Source organism: Nonomuraea sp. NPDC047897 (assembly GCF_043204415.1).
Taxonomy (GTDB): Bacteria; Actinomycetota; Actinomycetes; order Streptosporangiales; family Streptosporangiaceae; genus Nonomuraea.
In genome coordinates this window covers 144,476-162,213 of the sequence record NZ_JBIDCC010000004.1, presented here as the reverse complement: position 1 = coordinate 162,213, position 17,738 = coordinate 144,476, and the positions used below count along the sequence as shown (strand labels likewise).

Here is a 17,738-nt window from a genome sequence, read left to right as displayed (position 1 = left end):
CGTGACCACCTCGTTACCGCATCGGTGTGTCGTTTCCAGTAGTGGACGCGGTGCCCATGACGAGCCGCATCCGGGTGCCGCCGCCGTCGCGCGGGTGGGCGCTCACGTCACCGCCCTGCGCCCTGGCCAGGCTGCGCACGATGTACAGGCCCAGCCCGACCCCCCCGAACCTCCTGCGGTCGCCGCTGTCGGCCTGGACGAACCGTTCGAAGACCCGATCCCGGTCGGGCGGGGCGATGCCGACGCCCTCGTCATCCACGACGACCACCACCGTGTCCTCCTCCGGCCACGCCTCGACCCTGATCAGGCCGCCCATCGGGCTGTACTTGAACGCGTTCTCCAGCAGCTGGCCGAGCACGATCTCGGTGGCCAGCGCGTCGCCCAGGACCGGCGGCAGGCCCTCCGGGAGAGCCACCTCGACACGGTGCCGGTCGGACAGCGCGGGCAGGCCCAGCGTCGCCGCGTGGATGCGTTCGGCCAGGTCGAACGCCTCGACCCGGACCTTCAGCTCGTCCGCGCCGGCGCGGGAGCCGAGCAGCAGGTGGTCCATGAGCCGCCCCAGCGACCGGGCCCGCTCGGCGATCGTGTGCACCGCGGAGCGGCGCTCGGGGTCGGTCAGCTTGTCCCAGCGCGCGTCCAGCGTGCTGGCGAAGCCGCGCACGATCGTGATCGGGGTGCGCAGCTCGTGGCTGGTGGTGGCGAGAAAGAGATCCTTGGCCTCCTCCAGCTCCTTGGCCTGGGTCACGTCGCGGAAGTCGACCACCACCTCGCCGGTCTCCTCGATCTGGGCGCCCACGACGTCCAGCCAGCGCCCGTTCGGCAGCCGGAAGGTCAGCTTCTCGCCCGGCCCCGGCAGCGCGAACGGCGGCGGCAGGTCCAGCACCGCCTCGGCGGGCAGCGCGGTCAGCTCCGTCGCGGCGGGATTCCACCGGATCACCCGCCCCTCGCGGTCCAGCACGGCGATGCCGTCGGCACTCGCGTCGAACAACGCCCGCTCGTGGGCCCGCTGGCGGACGGCCTCCTGGTAGGCCATCGCGTTGCCGACGGCGATGCCGGCGTGCCCGGCGAGCAGCTCCAGCAGTTCGAGCTCCAGGTGGCCGGGCCGGTCGTCGGCGAACAGCGCGTAGAGCGCGCCGTACGGACGCCCGCCCACGGCCGCGAGCCCCAGCGCGATGGTGTGCAGGCCGGACAGCTCCGCCCAGACCAGGTCGCCGAGGCCGTCCGACTCCAGCAGAACGGTCCTGCCGGTCCGCAGCAGCTTGCCGACGAGACTGGTGCGCAGGTCGGCCGTCGCGCCCTTGAGCGTCTCGGGCAGCCGGTGGGTGCTCACCAGGCGCAGCCGCTCGCCCTCGATGAGCACGAAGCCGCCCCCGTCGGCGCCCGTCAGCTCGGTCAGGCTGGCCGCGATCCGGTCGAGCACGGCCGACAGCTCCAGCTCGGCGTTGATGTCGGCGACCACGTCCGTCAGCCGGCGCACGAGCTGCGCCCGGCGCGCCACCGGCACGCCGGCCTCCTCACCGGCCTCGACGGGGTGGTGCTCGCAGACGTAGCCCACCACCGAGCTGCCGATGACCAGCGCGCTCGTGTCGACCCGGACGTCGATCACGCCGCCGTCGGCGCGCAGCCGCCTGGTCTGCAGCCTCACCTGGCCACCCGTGCGCACGCGTTCGAGCACCGCGTTGTGCTCGGCCGTCAGCTCGTCCGGCACGATCGGCGCCCGCCGGCCCAGCATCTCCTCGGCGCTCCAGCCGAAGAGCCGCTCCGCCGCCGGCGTCCACACCAGGACGCTCTGGTCGCGGTCGAGCGCGATCAGCGCGTTGGGCGAGGCGGCGAGCACCGCACGGGCGATCTCGTCGTCACTGCCGGCCCACTCGTCACCCACATCTCCATAGTGCCCGTGGCGAGGTGCCTGCGTCGTGCGATCCGTCCGATACGCTGCGGTCACGGCGTGCGACGGAAGAGGGTGAGGGGATGGCGAGCAGCGACCTCGACGCTCTGCTGCGGGTCACCTCCCCCAGCTATCGCGGGGAGTCCCCTCCCGACATCGCGTTCGGCACCTACGACGGCGCCGTGGGCAGGATGGTGCTCGCGGTGTCCGGCAAGGGCCTCGCGGCATGCAGCTACGACGACGAGCACGTCGTGTTCGAGCGGGTGTCGCGGCACGTCGGCACGTTCATCGGCCCCGACGCCCGCCGGCTCGACCCGGTGCGCCGCGAGCTCGACGCCTACTTCTCCGGCCGGCTGCGCGCCTTCGCCACGCCGGTCGACCTGGCCCTCACCACGTCGTTCGCGCGCACGGTGCTGCAGAAGACGATGGCGGTGCCCTACGGCACGACGGCGACCCTCGACGAGATCGCCGAACGCATCGGGCGGCCCCGCGCGCTGCGGGCGGTCGGCAACGCGCTCAACTCCAACCCGGTGTGCGTGGTGGTGCCCTGCCACCGCGTCGTGCCCGGCGACGGCACGCTCGGCGACTACGCCGGAGGCGCCGCCGCCAAGCGCCACCTGCTCACCGTCGAGACGCGCGCCCTCGCCTGACCGCGCCGATCGCCAGCGTCACCAGCGTCGCCACCAGCGCCGCGCCGAGCGCGCCGTTCATCCACGGCTGCCGGGTGAAACCGATCGCGTCGCGCGCCGCGGCCCACAGGGCGTCCCACTGCTCGACGGTGGGCGTCGAGGTGGTCAGCCAGTACGCGGCGAAGCCCAGGGCCCAGGGCGCCAGCATGGACCAGCGGGCGGGGGCGTCCTCCTCGGTGTTCCACCTCAGCGCGCCGCCGAGCACGAAGTAGTCGACCGCCAGCACCGCGAACATCGGCACGAACACCGCCCCGATGACGCCGAGGAAGGCCCCGTAGGAGGTCACGTCCACGACCAGCGCGATGGCGATGGTCAGCAGGCCCACCGCGGTGGAGAACACCCTGCGGTCCACCCTCGGCATGAGGTTCTGCAGCGACACGGTGGTGGAGTAGACGTTCGCGAACGACTGGTCGGTCTCCCGCAGCACGAGCACGGCGAAGAACAGCGCCCCGAGCGGCGCCGCCACGAACGGGCCGAACACCGCCGTGGAGTCGGCGTTCACCGCGGCCGCCCCGGCCATGGCCACCGCGTAGACGCCGAGGCCGAGGCAGGCGACCTGCGCCAGCGTGTAGCCGCCGACCACACCCGTGAAGGCGGCCGCGCTCGACCTGGAGTGCCGGGCGAAGTCGGCGGCGAGCGGCACCCAGGAGACCGACAGCGCGATCACGTAGTCGACGGCCGGCGCGAAGGCCGCCCACGAGCCGCCGGTCTGCGGCTGGGCCGTGCCCAGGAAGTCCACGGAGAACCAGACCATCGCGATGACCACGGCGATCGTCACGTAGCGGCGCAGCACCCGTACGGCGCCGAGCGGCCAGATGCTCAGCGCGGTGGTGATCACTCCCGCGACGATCACCCACACCGCGTACGGCACAGCGGAGCCGAAGATGGCGCTCGCCCCCATGGCGATCACCCAGAGCTCGAAGGCGCCCCAGCCGACCATCTGGACGATGTTGAGCACGGTCGGGATGTACGACAACTTCGCCCCGAACAGGCCGCGCAGCAGGACCATCGCCGGCTGCCCGGTCCGCGTGCCGGGCACGGCCGCCAGGCCCACCATGGCCGTGCCGATCAGGCTGCCGACGAGCGTGGCCGTCAGCGCGGCCACCAGGCTCAGCGGCGGGGCGTCGCGGAGCGGGCTGATCAGGAACAGCGCCCCGGAGAAGCCGAGGAGGCTGACGCCGAGGTTGGCCCACAGGGCGCCCTGGTCGAGCACCCCGAGAGTCTTGGGGGGTTCTCCGTCGAGAGTCAGCGGAACTTCGTCGGCGACGTGCGCCATCGCACTCTCCCTACGCCGGCATTACCCGGACAGGTTCATGCGGTCGGCAGCAGCGATAGCTGCCCTCTCAGCCTGGTTGCTCCAAGCTCCCGCGGGGGTTCATGGGGACGAGCTGGGATCGCCCCAGCTCGCGCCTAATGATGCACTAATTGTCCGCTGCGTGGCTACCGCCAACCCGGGGGCACCGCCTCGTGGGTCAGCAGGAAGGTGACCGTTGATGCCCGATGCCGGGGGCGCCGCCGCCCGCAAGGACAGCACCAGTCGTCGCAGGCGAACGCGAGCGGACGTGCCGACGCCACCGACGAGGCGACCTGCGAGGCCCTGCGCAAGCTGGGCCAAGCACTCCGTCAGAGCCACTGAACGCGCACGACGTACACCTCTCGTGTCCTTTCCAGGACGAGGTACGTGATGAGGCCGCGCTCACCGAACGGCATGGTCAGCATGTTGGCATCGGGATTGCTTGGGTTCGATGAGCGCCCCGTCCACGGCGCCGTCTCCAGAAGGGTGAACAACTCGGCAAGGTAGCCGAGCGCTTCATCCGGTAGCGCGTCGATCTGGTCTTGGGCGACGGGGTCAGGAGGAAGGAGGGTGTACGCCTACAGCGCGACTCCGCGTTCGGACAGCAGCTCACGCCAGCTCTTGTCGCCGCGTGGCAGAGCCTCGCCACGAGTGGCAAGAGCTTGGGCATCGGCCACGCGCTCATGCATCTGCCGGCGGCCTGCCGGGTCTTTCGCCGAGTCGCACGCGATGAGCCACCACGTGTGTACGAAATCGTTGAGCTTCGTCAGGTCGAGGCTGGCACGAACCTCCGCGAGCGCGAGCCGCAGCCCTTCGTCAAACCCTTCGCGATCCTGTGGCGTGACCAGCGCGCCACGAATGGCCCGCAGGTTCTTGTCCGGCGCTGCCTGCGGCGTTAGCTCTTGTGGTTGTGCCGTCATCGGGGCTCCCCCTCCGTCCGACCTGCCAGCTCAGCGTACAGGCGACTGCTGTACTTCGTAGCTGTACGAGGACTGAAAGGTCCACCCATACCGCCCATGGGTGGCCTTTGACCTGCACCGGGAGCGCTACAGCACGTCGGAGCGGGAGATGTCACTAGATCAGGCGACGAAGGGCGGCTGTCCGGTCTCGCTGACCATCGGGCGGCGGGCGAACGCCCACGACTGCATGCCGCCCCCGACGTTGACCGCGTCGCGCCCCAACTGGTTGAGCCAGGCCGCCACCTGCAACGACCGGCCGCCGACCCGGCAGACCACGTAGACCTGGCGGTCCTCGGGCACCTCGGCCACCCGGCCCTGGATCTCCGACATCGGGATGTGCACCGCCTCGGGCGCGTGACCGGCCACCCACTCCTGGAGCTCACGGACGTCCAGCAGGAAGGCGTCGGCGGGGACCTTGTCGGCCTCGATCTCGGGAACCGTCATGGGTCCATCATCTCGCGCCCCCGGTCGTAGCCGGCACCGGCGGCTGCGATCTCCCCCTGGTGCTTCTCGATCCAGGCGACCACCGCCTCGATCGTCTCGTGCGGGGCCGCTACTTCAGCAGGCGCGACAGGCGGCGGTCGGCGAGGGGCTTGCCGCCCGTCTGGCAGGTGGGGCAGTACTGCAGCGCGGAGTCGGCGAACGACACCTCCCGGATCGTGTCGCCGCACACGTCGCAGGGCTGCCCGGCCCGGTTGTGCACCCGGAGCCCCGACTTCTTCTCCGCCTTGAGGTCCTTGGCCGCCAGGCCGTGCGCCCGCTCGACCGCCTCGCGCAGAGTCGTGACGATGGCCTCGTACAGGTCGGCGATCTGCGCGTCGGTGAGTGTGGCGGCGATCTTGAACGGTGACATCCGGGCCGCGTGCAGCACCTCGTCGGAGTAGGCGTTGCCGATGCCCGCGATGACCTTCTGGTCGCGCAGCAGGCCCTTGATCTGGGTGCGGTTGCCGCCCAGGATGCGCCTGAGCGCGTCGACGGTGAAGGCGTCGTCGAGCGGGTCGGGGCCGAGGGCGGCGATGCCCGGCACCGTGTCAGGGTTTTTCGTGACATAGACGGCGAGACGCTTCTGCGTGCCCGCTTCGGTCAGCTCGAACCCCGGCGCGAGCCCGTCGTCGTCGGGCGCGAACCGCACCCGTACGGCGAGCGGGCCCTTGCCGGGCCGCACCGGCTTGGCGCCCGACAGGTCGTCGCGCCAGCGCAGCCACCCGGCCCGCGCCAGGTGGATGATCACATGCAGCCCGTCACAGTCGAGGTCGAGGAACTTGCCGTGCCGCGTCACGCCCGTGACGGTCAACCCGCCGAGCGCGCTCGCCGGCGGGTCGAACGTCTTGAGCGCCTGGATCGCGACCACGTCGACCGCCAGGACCGTGCGCCCCACCGCCCGCTCCCGCAGGAAGGCGGTCAGGGACTCGACTTCGGGAAGTTCCGGCATGTCACCAGGGTACGGTCCGGCCCCGACGATCCGCCCGCGCGATCCACAGCCTGTGGACGACCCGCCGCCAGGACGGCAGCCTGTGGACGGGACCGGCCGTCAGGACGGCGGCCCGTGGACGCCGTCAGGGGACGTCCCAGAACGCCAGCTCGTGCGCCATCCCCTCCCTGAACAGCGCCTCCGCCCGCGCCGGGTCCGGGGCCGCCTCGTCGATCATCTCGCCGACCCGCGCGGCCAGCGCCGCGAAGCCCGGATCGGCGTAGGTGTCCACCCAGGCGCGGTAACGCGGCTCGGCGGGCGGGTTCTCGGCCAGCCTGCGGCCCAACGTCGAGTACCCCCACATGCACGGGTAGAGGGCCGCCAGACCCTCCCCGTAGTCCGCCGCCGACTCCAGCAGGAACGCCGTGTACGCCGCGCAGGCCGGTCCCTTGCGCGCCCCCTCCAGGTCGGCCCCGAAGCGGGCCGACATCGACCGGTGCAGGTTCAGCTCGTCGTGGAACGTCGCGTGGGCCAGGTCCACCAGGTCGCCCAGCCGCCCGTCCGGCGCCTGCCAGGCCAGCCGCGCGAACACCCGCACGTAGTCGAGCAGGAAGAGGTAGTCCTGCTCCAGCCACGACCGGAACACCGGCTCGGGCAGGTCGCCCCGCCCGATGCCCACCACCGTGGGATGTTCGAGCTGCGCCCGCAGCAGCGGAAGACCAACGGCGTGCAACTTCTGCGAAAGCGTCATGGGGGCACGTTAATGTCAAAACCATGACTGTGACGATCGCCGAGGAACTCCTGCTGCTCGCCCACTCCGAGGACGACGGCAAGCCGCTCATCTCCGGCACGCAGCTCGACCCGGCGCTGGCCGGGGCGATCCTCGCGGAGCTGGCGATCAACGAACGGATCGAGCTGTCGGCGAAGAAGGTGTCCGTCCGCGACGCCACCCCGCTCGGCTTCGGGGAGCTCGACGCGAGCCTGGCCCGCATGGCCGGGGAGCGCAAGGAGCGCAAGCCCGTCTGGTGGGTGCAGAAGCTCTACTCCGCCAAGCTGCGCAACCGCCTGCTGACCGGGCTGGCCGAGGCCGGCGTGCTGAGCGAGCAGCGCGGCAAGGTGCTCGGCATCTTCCCGACGACCCGCTGGCCGGAGGCGGACGGCGGCGTCGAGGCCGAGGTCAGGGCGCGGGTGGCCGGCGCGCTCGCGGGCCAGGACCCCGATCCCCGCACCGCCGTCCTGATCGCCCTCATGCGCGCCGCCAAGCTCGACAGGAAGGCGTTCCCTGGAGCGGACAAGAAGCGGATCAAGGAGATCGCCGAGGGGGCCTGGGCGGCCGACGCGGTCGCCCAGACCATCGCGGCGATCAACTCGGTGGTGGTGACGGCGTCGATCGCCGCCACCGCCGCCGCCGTGGGCGGCGGCTCCAGCTGACCTCGCCCGCGGAGCCGTACCGGATCGGCCCCGCGGGGTCACGCCGGGGACGTGCCCCGGACGAGCCGCGTCAGCCCGCGTCGAGGATGTCCTTCGGCACGGGCTTGTCCTCCTTGAGCGCGTCGAACAGCCTGATCGCCTTGGCCCGGTCCCACTTGACGGCCGTGCCGCCGCCCGCGATCTCGCTGCCGCCGAACGGCACCACGGTGGTCACGGGGCTGTCGCCCATCGCCAGGCCCAGCGACAGCATGTCGAACGCGCCCGTGCCGTCGTCGACCGTGACCGCCTCGGTCGCGCTCATCGCCAGCGGGATCGAGGTGAACGGGTTGAGCAGCACGCCCGGGCTGGCGGCCTTCTTCACCACGGCGCCGAGGAACTGACGCTGCCGCTTGGTGCGCTCGAAGTCGGGCAGCGCGCCGCCCTTGCGGGTGCGCACGTAGCCGAGCGCCTGGCCGCCGTCGAGGAGCTGGCGGCCCTTCTTCAGCTTGAGCCCGGCCTTGGGGTCGTCCACGGCGGCCCGTACGTCGATCTCGACGCCGCCGACGGCGTCCACGATGCCCACGAAGCCGGCGAACCCGATCTCCATGTAGTGGTCGACGTGCACGCCGGTGACGGTCTCGACCGTCTGGGCCAGCAGCTTCGGCCCGCCGATCGCGTACGCGGCGTTGAGCTTGTTGCGTCCCTTGCCGGGGATGGTGACAGCGGAGTCGCGCGGGAGGCTGACCAGCGTGGGCCGGTCACCGCCTTCGGGGATGTGCAGCAGCATCATCGAGTCGGTGCGCTGGCCGGCCGAGCGGCCGGTCGCGAGCTTGCGGCGCTGGGCGGCCGACAGTCCCTTGCGGCTGTCGGAGCCGACGAGCAGCCAGTTGGTGCCGGGGGTGTCGGCGGGGCGGCCCTCGTAGTCGTCGAGCACGCCCTCGATGCCGGCCAGCCGCGAGTTGATCCAGAAGAACATGCCGACGGCGGCCACCAGCAGCACTACCAGGACCGCCGCGACGATCTTCGCGATGGTCCGGCCGGACGGCCTGCGCCGGGGCCCCTTCGGCCCGCCCGCGGCCGGCAGGCGGGGGCCGGAGGGCGGCGCCCCGGCCGGCGGCTCGCCCTTCGACGTCTTCAGCGGCCTGACGGGGCCGTTGCCCGAACGCTGCCTGCCGTACACGCGCGAACCGCCGCGCGGCGGCCCACTCACGGCGGCGGCGCCGGGGCCGGCCGCGGGCGCCGCCGGGAGCTTGGCGGTCGGCGCCGCGCCGCCTCCGGGAGGCGGCGCCGGGGGACGCTGATGTGCGGGCGCCCCGCCGGACAGCGGGCCGCCTTCGTGCCTGGGAGGCAGCGGGCGTCCGTCTCCTGGCGAGCGCATGGCCCGCGTCCGGTCGTCCTCAGACACTTCCCTCTACTTCCCCTCGGTTGCCATAAACGCTACGTCCATCCCTTGACCATTGCAGAGGTGTTGCCAAGCTTTTCCCACGGAAAAGTACGCACAACCGGCGCCGGACCCCACCGGAAACATAGAGGCCGCGACGGTCGTTACCGTTATGGACCACCTCTATGGAAGGGATGATCGTGTCCACTCCGGACCCTTGGAGTAGCGGCCCGTGCGCGAGCACGGGTTCCCCTGCGAGCTCACCATGGTGAGCGCCTATACGGGCCTCCTGGCCCTCTTCCTTCTCACCGCCGCGACAGGCTACTTCGTCGCCCAGGAGTTCGCCTTCGTGGCCGCCGACCGCGGCGTGCTGCGCGAGCAGGCCGCGGCCGGCGACAAGGCCGCCGACAAGGCCCTGCAGGTGACCTCCCGCCTGTCGTTCATGCTCTCCGGCGCCCAGCTCGGCATCACCGTGACGGCGCTGCTGGTCGGTTTCCTGGCCGAGCCCGCCATCGCCACCCTCGTCCGCCCCTGGCTGACCGACGCTGGACTGCCCGACGCCGCCGTGACGGGCGTCTCGGTCGCCGCCGGCGTGTTCCTCGCCACCGTCGTCCAGATGGTGCTGGGCGAGCTGGCGCCCAAGAACCTGGGCATCGCCAGGCCCGAGCAGGTCGCCAAGGCTCTGGCGAGCTCGACGCTCGTCTACCTGGCCGTGGTCGGCCCGGTCGTGCGCCTGTTCGACTCGGCCGCCACCGGGCTGCTGCGGCGTCTCGGCATCGAGCCGGTCGAGGAGGTCGAGCACGGCGCGACCCCCGAGGAGCTGTCCCGGATCATCGCCGAGTCGACCGAGGCGGGCGAGCTGCCGCCCCGGCTGTCGGAGCTGCTGGAGCGGGCGCTGGAGTTCGGCGACCGCACCGCCGAGGAGATCATGGTTCCGCGCCCCCGCGTCGTCGTGCTGCGCGACTCGCAGCCGATCTCCGAGCTCATCGGCGTGATGCGCGAGTGCGGCCACTCCCGCTATCCCGTGCTGGCGGCCGACGGCGACGTCGCCGGCATGGCCGGCGTCCGCGAACTGCTGTCGTCCGGCTTCGACGACAGCCGGGACGACCGGCCGGTACGCGACATCATGCGCCCCGCCCGGCTGGTGCCCGACTCGCTGCCGCTGCCGGCCGTCCTGGACGAGATGCGCTCGGCCGGCGCCGACATCGTGTGCGTCATCGACGAGTACGGCGGCCTGGCCGGGGTCATCACCATCGAGGACCTGGCCGAGGAGCTCGTGGGCGAGCTGGTCGACGAGAACGACCCGGAGCCCGCCGGCGTGGTCGAGCGGCCCGGCGGCGTCTGGGACGTGCCCGGCAGCCTGCGGCTCGACGAGGTCGAGCGGGCCACCGGCGTCACGCTGCCCGAGAGCGACGACTACGACACGCTCGCCGGCCTGGTGCTGGCGCGGCTCGGCCGGATGCCGGACGAGGGCGACAAGGTGGTGGTGCCCACCACGCCCGAGAACGACCCGTTCGCCGATGACGAACACGAGCACCTGGCCGAGCTGACCGTCCTGTCGCTCAACCGCCGGGTACCCGAGTGGGTGCGGCTGGCGCCGCTGCAGCACGCGGAGGCCGCCCGATGACGACGCTCATCCTGTTCAGCATCGCGTTGCTGGCGCTGAACGCCCTGTTCGTGGCGGCCGAGTTCGCCTTCGTCAGCTCCCGCAGGCACCGCCTGGAGGAGATGGCGAGCGGCGGCAACCGCCTGGTGCGGATCGCCGCCAAGTCGGCGGTCGGCGGCTCGCGGCAGCTCTCGCTGATGCTGGCCGGCGCGCAGCTCGGCATCACGCTGTGCACGCTGATCCTGGGCCAGGTCACCGAGCCCGCGATCGAGCACTCCCTGGAGCCGCTCTTCGCCGCCGTCGGCGTGCCGGAACAGCTCCGGATGCCGATCGCGCTCACGCTCGCGCTGGCGCTGGTGACGTTCCTGCACATGGTCATCGGTGAGATGGCGCCCAAGTCGTGGGCGCTCACCCATCCGGAACGCGCCGCGCTGCTGCTGACGCTGCCGTTCCGGGCGTTCGTGACGGTGGTTCGGCCGCTGCTGTCGACGCTGAACGGCCTGACGAACGTGATCCTGCGCCTGTTCGGCGTGCAGCCACGCGATGAACTGGCCACCACCAGGACGCCCCGCCAGCTCGCCATGCTGGTGGGCGAGTCGGGCCGGATGGGTCTGCTCGACCGCGAGGAGCACGACCTGCTGACGCGGGCGCTGCGGCTGCAGGCCGAGGGCATCGAGCGGCTGATGGTGCCGATCGGCGAGGCCGTCACGGTGCCGCCGTCGGCCGACACCGCCGTCATCCGGCGGGTCGCCGGTGACAGCGGGCACCTGCGGCTGCTCGTCGGCGAGCCCGGCAGGCCCGGCGAGGTCAAGGGTGTCCTGCACGCCCGCGACGCGCTGCTCCAGCCCGGCCGGACGGCCGGCGACCTGGCCCGCCCGGCGCCGCGGCTGGCGTGCGTCACGCAGGTGCCTGAGGCGGTGACGGCCCTGCAGGAGGCGCGGGCGCACGTGGCCCTGGTCACCGGCCAGGACGGCGGGGTCATCGGTCTGGTGACGCTGACGGACCTGATCGGCGAGCTGCTCGACACGCGCGTCAAGGCGGCGTGATCCGGTTGTGACGCGCGCGGCGCCCGTCGCCGGGCGCCGCGCGTCACGACGCGCCGATAGGGGCGGCAGACAGGGGTGAGGCGGGCGGGCGGGCCTGGCGACGGGTCCCTCGCGGAGGCACGCCGGGCGGTCGAAGGCTCGCACCGACCCGCGACTGTGAGCTAAATCACGCAGGGTGGCCGACGGTGACCTGCGGGCGGCCACCTCCGCCGTTCTCCCGCCGAGCACGGCAGCGTGACCAAGGCGGGAGAAGGAAGAAGCCCCGGCTCTTGCGAACCGGGGCTACTTTCGTCAGTGTGGGTCTGCCGATGTGACCGGAGACCGAAGTGGGCGAGGAGGGATTTGAACCCTCACGTCCTTGCGGACACACGGACCTGAACCGTGCGCGTCTGCCGTTCCGCCACCCGCCCTTGTGGGTGCGGAGAAACAGTAGCACGGAACAGCCGGTGCCACTGAACCCGGATACGATCGCATAAGACACGGGAGCGGAGGAGCTGGGCGCGGGCAAGACGAGCGCCGAGCCGGCCGCCGCGTGGGACGAGCGGGCCAGGCGCGCGAGCGCCCGGGGCCGCGATCATATGCACGGAGGAAGGGAGGTACCCGGTGGGAGTCCTTCAGCGCTTCGAGCGAAGGCTCGAAGGCTTGGTTGAGGGGGCCTTTGCGCGGGCGTTCAAATCTGACCTTCAGCCGGTCGAGGTCGCCAGCGCGGTTCAGCGCGAGATGGACGAGCGGGCCGCGATCGTCGCCCAGGGTCGCACGCTCGTGCCCAACGACTTCGTGGTGGAGCTGTCGACGACCGACAGCGAACGGCTTGAGGTCTACACCGACAGCATCAGCCACGAGCTGGCCAACCTCGCCAGGGAGTACGCCAAGGAGCAGGGCTACTCCTTCGTGGGACCGGTCCGGGTCCGTTTCGAGACCGCCTCCGACCTGGCCGTGGGCCTGTTCCGCATCAGGTCGGGCGTCATCCGCGGCGCGACCGTCGAGCAGGACGAGATCCGTCAGCCGGCGAGCGACCTGCCTCCGTCCCGGCCCAACGCCTTCGGCGGGCGGCCCAGGCTGCTCGTCTCCACCCAGGACGACCCGCAGGGTGACCGCTCCTACGAGCTGACCACCCCGGTGACCCTGCTCGGCCGGGGCACCGACTGCGACCTCCGCCTGGTCGATCCCGGCGTCTCCCGCCACCACGCGGAGCTGCGCGTCGAGGGGCAGCAGGTGCTGCTCGTCGACCTGGGATCGACCAACGGCACTTTCGTCAACGGCCAGCCGGTACGCAGTATCGAGCTCCAGAACGGCACGCGAGTGACGCTGGGGCGTACGACACTGGTGTTCCGGCGCGATTAGGGGTAGACAAACGGTCCATGTCCGAGCTCACGCTGCTGTTGATCCGGCTCGCCTTCCTGGCGGTGCTGTGGTTCTTCGTCATTGCCGCAGTCGGCGTGATTCGGACAGATTTGTTCGGGTCGCGTACGGCTCCTGCGGGTCCACGAAAAGCCGCGAAACCCGCCAAACCGGCGGCGAAGCCGAAGAACAAGAAGAACGAGCCACGCCAGCTCGTCGTGACAGGTGGCCCGCTGCAGGGCACCACCATTAACCTCACGGAGACGCCCATCACCATTGGCCGGGCCAATGACGCCACGCTGGTGGTCACCGACGACTACGCCTCCAGCCGGCACGCCCGGCTCTTCCCTCAGGACGGTCAGTGGATCGTGGAAGATCTCGGTTCGACCAACGGCACATATCTCGAACGCAATAAAGTCACCCGCCCGACACCGGTGCCGCTCGGAGTTCCGATCCGCGTCGGCAAGACAGTCATTGAATTGCGCAAATGACCATCGCACTCCGCTACGCCGCCCGCTCGGACGTCGGCCTCCTCCGCGAAGGGAACGAGGACTCGGCGTACGCCAGCGGCCGCCTGCTCGCCGTCGCCGACGGCATGGGCGGGCACGCACACGGCGAGGTGGCGAGCTCCGTCGCCATCGCCGCAATGGCCTCACTCGAAGAGGTCCAACAGGGCGGTGACCTGCTCAACGCCATCGAGGCAGCAGTACGCGACGCCAACCGCAAGCTGCACGAGATGGTCGGGCGGGACCCCAGCCTCAAGGGCATGGGCACCACGCTCACCGCCATGCTCTGGAACGGCACCCAGGTGGCCCTGGTGCACGTCGGCGACTCGCGCGCCTACCTGCTCAGACGCGGGGAGCTCTACCAGATCACCCACGACCACACGCTGGTCCAACAGCTCGTCGACGACGGGCGCATCACCCCCGAAGAGGCGGCGACGCACCCGCAACGCTCGATCCTGTTGCGGGCGCTCGACGGCAGCGGCGAGGTCGATCCCGACCTCACGCTGCGCGAGGCGCAGATCGGCGACCGCTACCTGCTGTGCTCCGACGGCCTTTCCGGGGTGGTGAGCGCGGAGACGTTGCACGCCACGCTGACCAACATCGACGACCCCGAAGAAGTCGTCCGGCAGCTCATCGACCTGGCCAACCGGGGCGGCGGGCCCGACAACATCACCTGCGTGCTGGCCGACGTGCTGGAGATCGGCGAGGGCCGGCAGCTTCCGACCGAGGCAGCGGTCGTCGGCGCGGCGGGCATGAACCGCCTGCACCCGGCCCCGCCGGACGCCGCGCCGGGGCAGCCCGGCGCGGTCACCGCGCCGCAACCGGTGATCCCCGACGACGACGAGGGCTACGACGAGCCGGGCGCGCGCGCCTCCCGGCGGCCGGTCAAGCGCCGCCGGGTGTGGCCCGTGCTCGCCTCGGTGCTCGGCGTGGGCGTCGTCGTCGTGGGCGTCGGGGGCTACTTCGGCTGGCAGTGGACCCAGGAGAAGTTCTTCGTCGGCGCCACGGGCGGCGAGGTCGTGGTGTTCCAGGGCATCCGGCAGGAGGTGGGCCCCCTCCAGTTCTTCCAGGTCGCCAAACGCACCGGCCGGCCGCTGTCCCAGCTCTCCGCGCCCGACCAGGCGTTGGTCAAGGACGGCATCGAGGTGAAGAACGTCGCCGAGGGCCTCACCAAGATCAACGGCATGGAGTTCGCGACCGAGCAGAAGGCCGGACCAGCCGCCAGCGCCTCGCCGAGCGCCACGCCCAGCGGCACGAAGACGAAGCCGTAGACCCCCAGGAGAGCGTCACCGAGATTCCGCGCAGCCCGCAGACACCCCAGAGACAAGGCCACAGACCCTGAAGCCCCGGATGAGCAGCCCCAGATGACCGATGTGACAGACTCTCCCGTCCCCATGCCCGCCAAGCGGCGCGTGGCGCAGCTCGGCATGCTGGCGTTCGCCGTCGCCATCATCATGCTCGCCTACGCCAACGTGGGCCTCGCCGTGGACGGCCAGGTCCCCTCCGGCATGCTGACGTACGGCCTCAGCCTGGGCGGGCTGATGCTGGTCGCCTACCTGGTCCTCGCCAAATTCGCCCCGTGGGCGGATCCGCTCATCCTCCCTCTGGTGACCCTCGTCAACGGCATCGGCCTGGTGATGATCTACCGGCTGGAGCTCACCGGCGTGGACAAGGCGGCCTCGGCCACCAACCAGATCATCATGACCGGCGTGGGCATCGTGCTCTTCACCGTGACCCTGGTCCTCCTGCGCGACCACCGGGCACTGCAGCGGCTCACCTACACCGCCGGGCTGATCGGGCTGGTCCTGCTCGTCTCACCCCTGGTCCCGGGCCTCGGCCGCGAGTTCTTCGGCGCGCGCATCTGGATCAGCCTGTTCGGCTTCACCATCCAGCCCGCCGAGTTCGCCAAGCTCGCGCTCTCCGTCTTCTTCGCCGGCTACCTGGTGGCCAAGCGCGACGTGCTGGCGCTGGCCGGACGGCGGCTGCTCTTCATCGACCTGCCGCGGGCCCGCGACCTCGGGCCCATCCTCATCACCTGGGGCGTCAGCCTGGGCGTGCTGGTCCTGCAGAAGGACCTCGGCTCCTCGCTGCTGCTGTTCGGCACGTTCATCGTGATGCTCTACATCGCGACCCAGCGCACGTCGTGGGTGCTGATCGGCATCCTGCTCTTCGTCGGCGGCGCGTTCCTGGCCGGTCAGATCTTCAGCCACGTCGGCGACCGGTTCGAGATCTGGCTCAACCCGGAGAGCCAGGCGTTCTACGACCGCGAGGTCGGCGGCAGCTACCAGATCATGCAGGCGCTGTTCGGGTTCGGCAACGGTCAGATCCTCGGCACCGGGCTCGGCCAGGGCCATCCGGAGCTGATCCCGCTGGCCTACTCCGACTTCATCTTCGCCGCCATCGGCGAGGAACTCGGGCTCACCGGCGTGATGGCGATCCTCATGATCTACGCGTTGATCGTCCAGCGCGGCCTGCGCACCTCGCTCGCGGCCCGCGACCCCTTCTCCAAGCTGCTGTCGGGCGGCCTGTCGTTCCTGCTGGCCTGGCAGCTGTTCATCATCGTCGGCGGCGTGACCAACCTCATCCCGCTCACCGGTCTGGTCACCCCGTTCATGTCCCAGGGCGGTTCGGCCCTGCTCGCCAACTGGATCCTGATCGCCCTCCTCGTACGCACCTCGGACGCGGCACGGCAGCCGCCGCCCCAGGCGATCCAGAACGAAGGAATGACGCAGGTGTTCCAGCGATGAACAGCACGCTCAAGCGAGTGGCCGTGGCCTGCCTGGCCATGTTCGCGCTGCTCATGGTCAACGCCAACTACCTCCAGGCGGTGCGCGCCGAGAACCTGTCCGAGGACCCGCGCGACCAGCGCAACTTCTACGAGCGCTACGCGGTGCAGCGGGGACGGATCACGGCGGGCGGCAAGGTGATCCTCGCCCAGTCCAAGGAGACCGAGAGCACCCGCTTCCGCTTCGTCCGCGAGTACCCCGAGGGCAAGCTGTACGCCCACATCACCGGTTTCTTCTCGCCGGAGAGCGCCGACGCGATCGAGGCGACCGAGAACAAGCTGCTCGACGGGTCCAGCTCCGACCTGTTGCTGCGGCGCAGCATCGACCTGTTCACCGGCGAGCCCACCAAGGGCGCCAACGTCGACCTCACCATCGACCCGAGGGCGCAGAAGGCCGCCCACGAGGCGCTGTCGAAGAGCGGCAAGCGCGGGGCGCTCGTCGCGCTCGACCCCAGGACCGGCGCCATCCTCGCGATGGTGTCGCTACCCACCTACGAGCCGGCCGAGCTGTCGGGCACCGACAAGGGCAAGGTGTTCTCGCGCTACGACGAGCTGGCCAAGCAGGAGGGCCAGCCGCTGCTCAACCGCGCCATCCGGCAGACCTACGCGCCCGGCTCCACGTTCAAGGTGGTGACCGCGGCGGCGTTCCTGGAGGACGACGACTCCCGCGGCCCCACCACCACCGTCGAGGCGCCGCAGCGGCTGCCGCTGCCCGGCACCACCATCAGCCTGCCCAACTACGGCGGCGCCGCCTGCGGCGCCGGGCAGGTGCCGCTGGTCTTCGCTCTGGAGAAGTCCTGCAACACGCCGTTCGGTGACATCGGCATCAAGCTCGGCTACGACAAGATGCGTGAGCAGACCGAGAAGTTCGGCATGGGCCTGGACCTCGAGGTGCCCATGACCGTGGCGAAGAGCGACTTCGGCGATGAGGAGGACAAGGCGGGGCTCGCCATGTCGGCCATCGGCCAGCGCAGCGTCCGGATGACGCCGCTCCAGATGGCCATGATCGCTGCCGGCATCGCCAACGACGGCACGGTGATGAAGCCCTACCTCGTCAACAAGATCACCGACAGCAAGGGCGACAGCATCGAGGAGGCCGAGCCCGACGAGCTGAGCGAGGCGGTCAGCCCCGAGACGGCGGCCAAGCTGCGCGAGATGATGGTCAGCGTCGTCAACAACGGCACGGCCAACCTGGCGCAGATCCCCGGCGTGCAGGTGGGCGGCAAGACCGGCACCGCCGAGACCAGCGACGGCAAGCCACCGCACGCCTGGTTCATCTCGTTCGCCCCGGCCAACGACCCGAAGATCGCCGTCGCGGTCATGGTGGAGTCGGGCGCCGCCCGGGTCGGCGCCGAGGCCACCGGTGGCGGCACCGCCGCGCCGATCGCCAAGCAGGTGATGGAGGCGGTGCTCAGGTGATTG

General features: G+C 71.1%; 17 protein-coding genes, 1 tRNA gene and 1 riboswitch. Of the genes, 9 read left to right on the top strand and 9 right to left on the bottom strand.

All coding sequences use genetic code 11. The features are described 5' to 3' along the window. Positions 1–13: 13 nt before the first annotated feature. Positions 14–1,882 (bottom strand): PAS domain S-box protein, encoded by a 1,869-nt coding sequence (locus tag ACGF0J_RS10685; protein WP_393144232.1) that lies wholly within the window; start codon positions 1,880–1,882, stop codon positions 14–16. 89 nt (positions 1,883–1,971) lie between these two features. On the opposite strand from ACGF0J_RS10685, the gene ACGF0J_RS10680 reads away from it, so the two are divergent. Beyond that, a complete protein-coding gene (locus ACGF0J_RS10680) occupies positions 1,972–2,538 on the top strand; it encodes a methylated-DNA--[protein]-cysteine S-methyltransferase (RefSeq protein ID WP_393144230.1) in 567 nt (188 codons plus the stop codon). Here the strand turns inward: ACGF0J_RS10680 and ACGF0J_RS10675 are convergent. From ACGF0J_RS10675 to ACGF0J_RS10650, 6 genes are all read right to left on the bottom strand, one after another. Then, positions 2,510–3,853, bottom strand: a complete 1,344-nt coding sequence (locus tag ACGF0J_RS10675; protein WP_393144228.1) for a purine-cytosine permease family protein — start codon at positions 3,851–3,853, stop codon at positions 2,510–2,512. The genes ACGF0J_RS10680 and ACGF0J_RS10675 overlap by 29 nt on opposite strands. After that, positions 3,844–3,956: riboswitch (TPP riboswitch) on the bottom strand. It overlaps the preceding gene by 10 nt. A gap of 244 nt (positions 3,957–4,200) precedes the next feature. Then, positions 4,201–4,365 carry a hypothetical protein gene (locus tag ACGF0J_RS10670; protein WP_393144226.1) on the bottom strand — a complete coding sequence of 55 codons (165 nt, stop codon included), beginning with the start codon at positions 4,363–4,365 and terminating at the stop codon, positions 4,201–4,203. An 84-nt stretch (positions 4,366–4,449) separates the two neighbouring features. Further along, positions 4,450–4,791, bottom strand: a complete 342-nt coding sequence (locus ACGF0J_RS10665) for a DUF6247 family protein (protein ID WP_393144224.1) — start codon at positions 4,789–4,791, stop codon at positions 4,450–4,452. 159 nt (positions 4,792–4,950) lie between these two features. Next, entirely contained in the window at positions 4,951–5,274 is a 324-nt protein-coding gene (locus ACGF0J_RS10660; protein ID WP_393144222.1) for a rhodanese-like domain-containing protein, read from the bottom strand. Positions 5,275–5,383: 109 nt separating this feature from the next. Next, entirely contained in the window at positions 5,384–6,262 is an 879-nt protein-coding gene (locus ACGF0J_RS10655) for an Fpg/Nei family DNA glycosylase (protein ID WP_393144220.1), read from the bottom strand. A gap of 124 nt (positions 6,263–6,386) precedes the next feature. Next, positions 6,387–6,992: a TenA family protein gene (locus ACGF0J_RS10650; protein ID WP_393144218.1), complete on the bottom strand. Its 606-nt coding sequence runs from the start codon at positions 6,990–6,992 to the stop codon at positions 6,387–6,389. Between the two features lie 23 nt (positions 6,993–7,015). On the opposite strand from ACGF0J_RS10650, the gene ACGF0J_RS10645 reads away from it, so the two are divergent. Continuing rightward, positions 7,016–7,672, top strand: coding sequence for a GPP34 family phosphoprotein (locus ACGF0J_RS10645; protein ID WP_393144216.1), 657 nt, complete (start codon positions 7,016–7,018; stop codon positions 7,670–7,672). A gap of 70 nt (positions 7,673–7,742) precedes the next feature. Here ACGF0J_RS10645 and ACGF0J_RS10640 read toward each other — a convergent pair whose 3' ends face one another. Further along, positions 7,743–8,831, bottom strand: coding sequence for an LCP family protein (locus ACGF0J_RS10640; protein ID WP_393144214.1), 1,089 nt, complete (start codon positions 8,829–8,831; stop codon positions 7,743–7,745). 433 nt (positions 8,832–9,264) lie between these two features. On the opposite strand from ACGF0J_RS10640, the gene ACGF0J_RS10635 reads away from it, so the two are divergent. Together ACGF0J_RS10635 and ACGF0J_RS10630 are read left to right on the top strand one after the other, a co-directional pair. Next, positions 9,265–10,659, top strand: coding sequence for a hemolysin family protein (locus ACGF0J_RS10635; RefSeq protein WP_393144212.1), 1,395 nt, complete (start codon positions 9,265–9,267; stop codon positions 10,657–10,659). Next, complete coding sequence (locus tag ACGF0J_RS10630) at positions 10,656–11,684, top strand: hemolysin family protein (RefSeq protein WP_393144210.1); 1,029 nt, start codon at positions 10,656–10,658, stop codon at positions 11,682–11,684. Before ACGF0J_RS10635 ends, ACGF0J_RS10630 begins: the two co-directional genes overlap by 4 nt. 327 nt (positions 11,685–12,011) lie before the next feature. Here the strand turns inward: ACGF0J_RS10630 and ACGF0J_RS10625 are convergent. Then, a tRNA-Leu gene (locus ACGF0J_RS10625) sits at positions 12,012–12,094 on the bottom strand. 193 nt (positions 12,095–12,287) lie between these two features. Between ACGF0J_RS10625 and ACGF0J_RS10620 the strand changes: the two genes are divergently transcribed. The 5 genes from ACGF0J_RS10620 (at position 12,288) to ACGF0J_RS10600 (ending at position 17,735) form a co-directional block, all read left to right on the top strand. Beyond that, positions 12,288–13,028, top strand: a complete 741-nt coding sequence (locus tag ACGF0J_RS10620) for a DUF3662 and FHA domain-containing protein (RefSeq protein ID WP_101787431.1) — start codon at positions 12,288–12,290, stop codon at positions 13,026–13,028. A gap of 17 nt (positions 13,029–13,045) precedes the next feature. Next, on the top strand, positions 13,046–13,516 hold the full coding sequence (locus ACGF0J_RS10615; protein WP_393144208.1) for an FHA domain-containing protein: 471 nt from the start codon (positions 13,046–13,048) through the stop codon (positions 13,514–13,516). Next, on the top strand, positions 13,513–14,802 hold the full coding sequence (locus tag ACGF0J_RS10610; protein WP_393144206.1) for a Stp1/IreP family PP2C-type Ser/Thr phosphatase: 1,290 nt from the start codon (positions 13,513–13,515) through the stop codon (positions 14,800–14,802). The genes ACGF0J_RS10615 and ACGF0J_RS10610 overlap by 4 nt, the downstream gene beginning before the upstream one ends. 93 nt (positions 14,803–14,895) lie before the next feature. Next, positions 14,896–16,278, top strand: a complete 1,383-nt coding sequence (locus tag ACGF0J_RS10605) for an FtsW/RodA/SpoVE family cell cycle protein (protein WP_393144204.1) — start codon at positions 14,896–14,898, stop codon at positions 16,276–16,278. Continuing rightward, positions 16,275–17,735, top strand: coding sequence for a peptidoglycan D,D-transpeptidase FtsI family protein (locus tag ACGF0J_RS10600; RefSeq protein WP_393144202.1), 1,461 nt, complete (start codon positions 16,275–16,277; stop codon positions 17,733–17,735). Before ACGF0J_RS10605 ends, ACGF0J_RS10600 begins: the two co-directional genes overlap by 4 nt. Positions 17,736–17,738 lie beyond the last annotated feature (3 nt).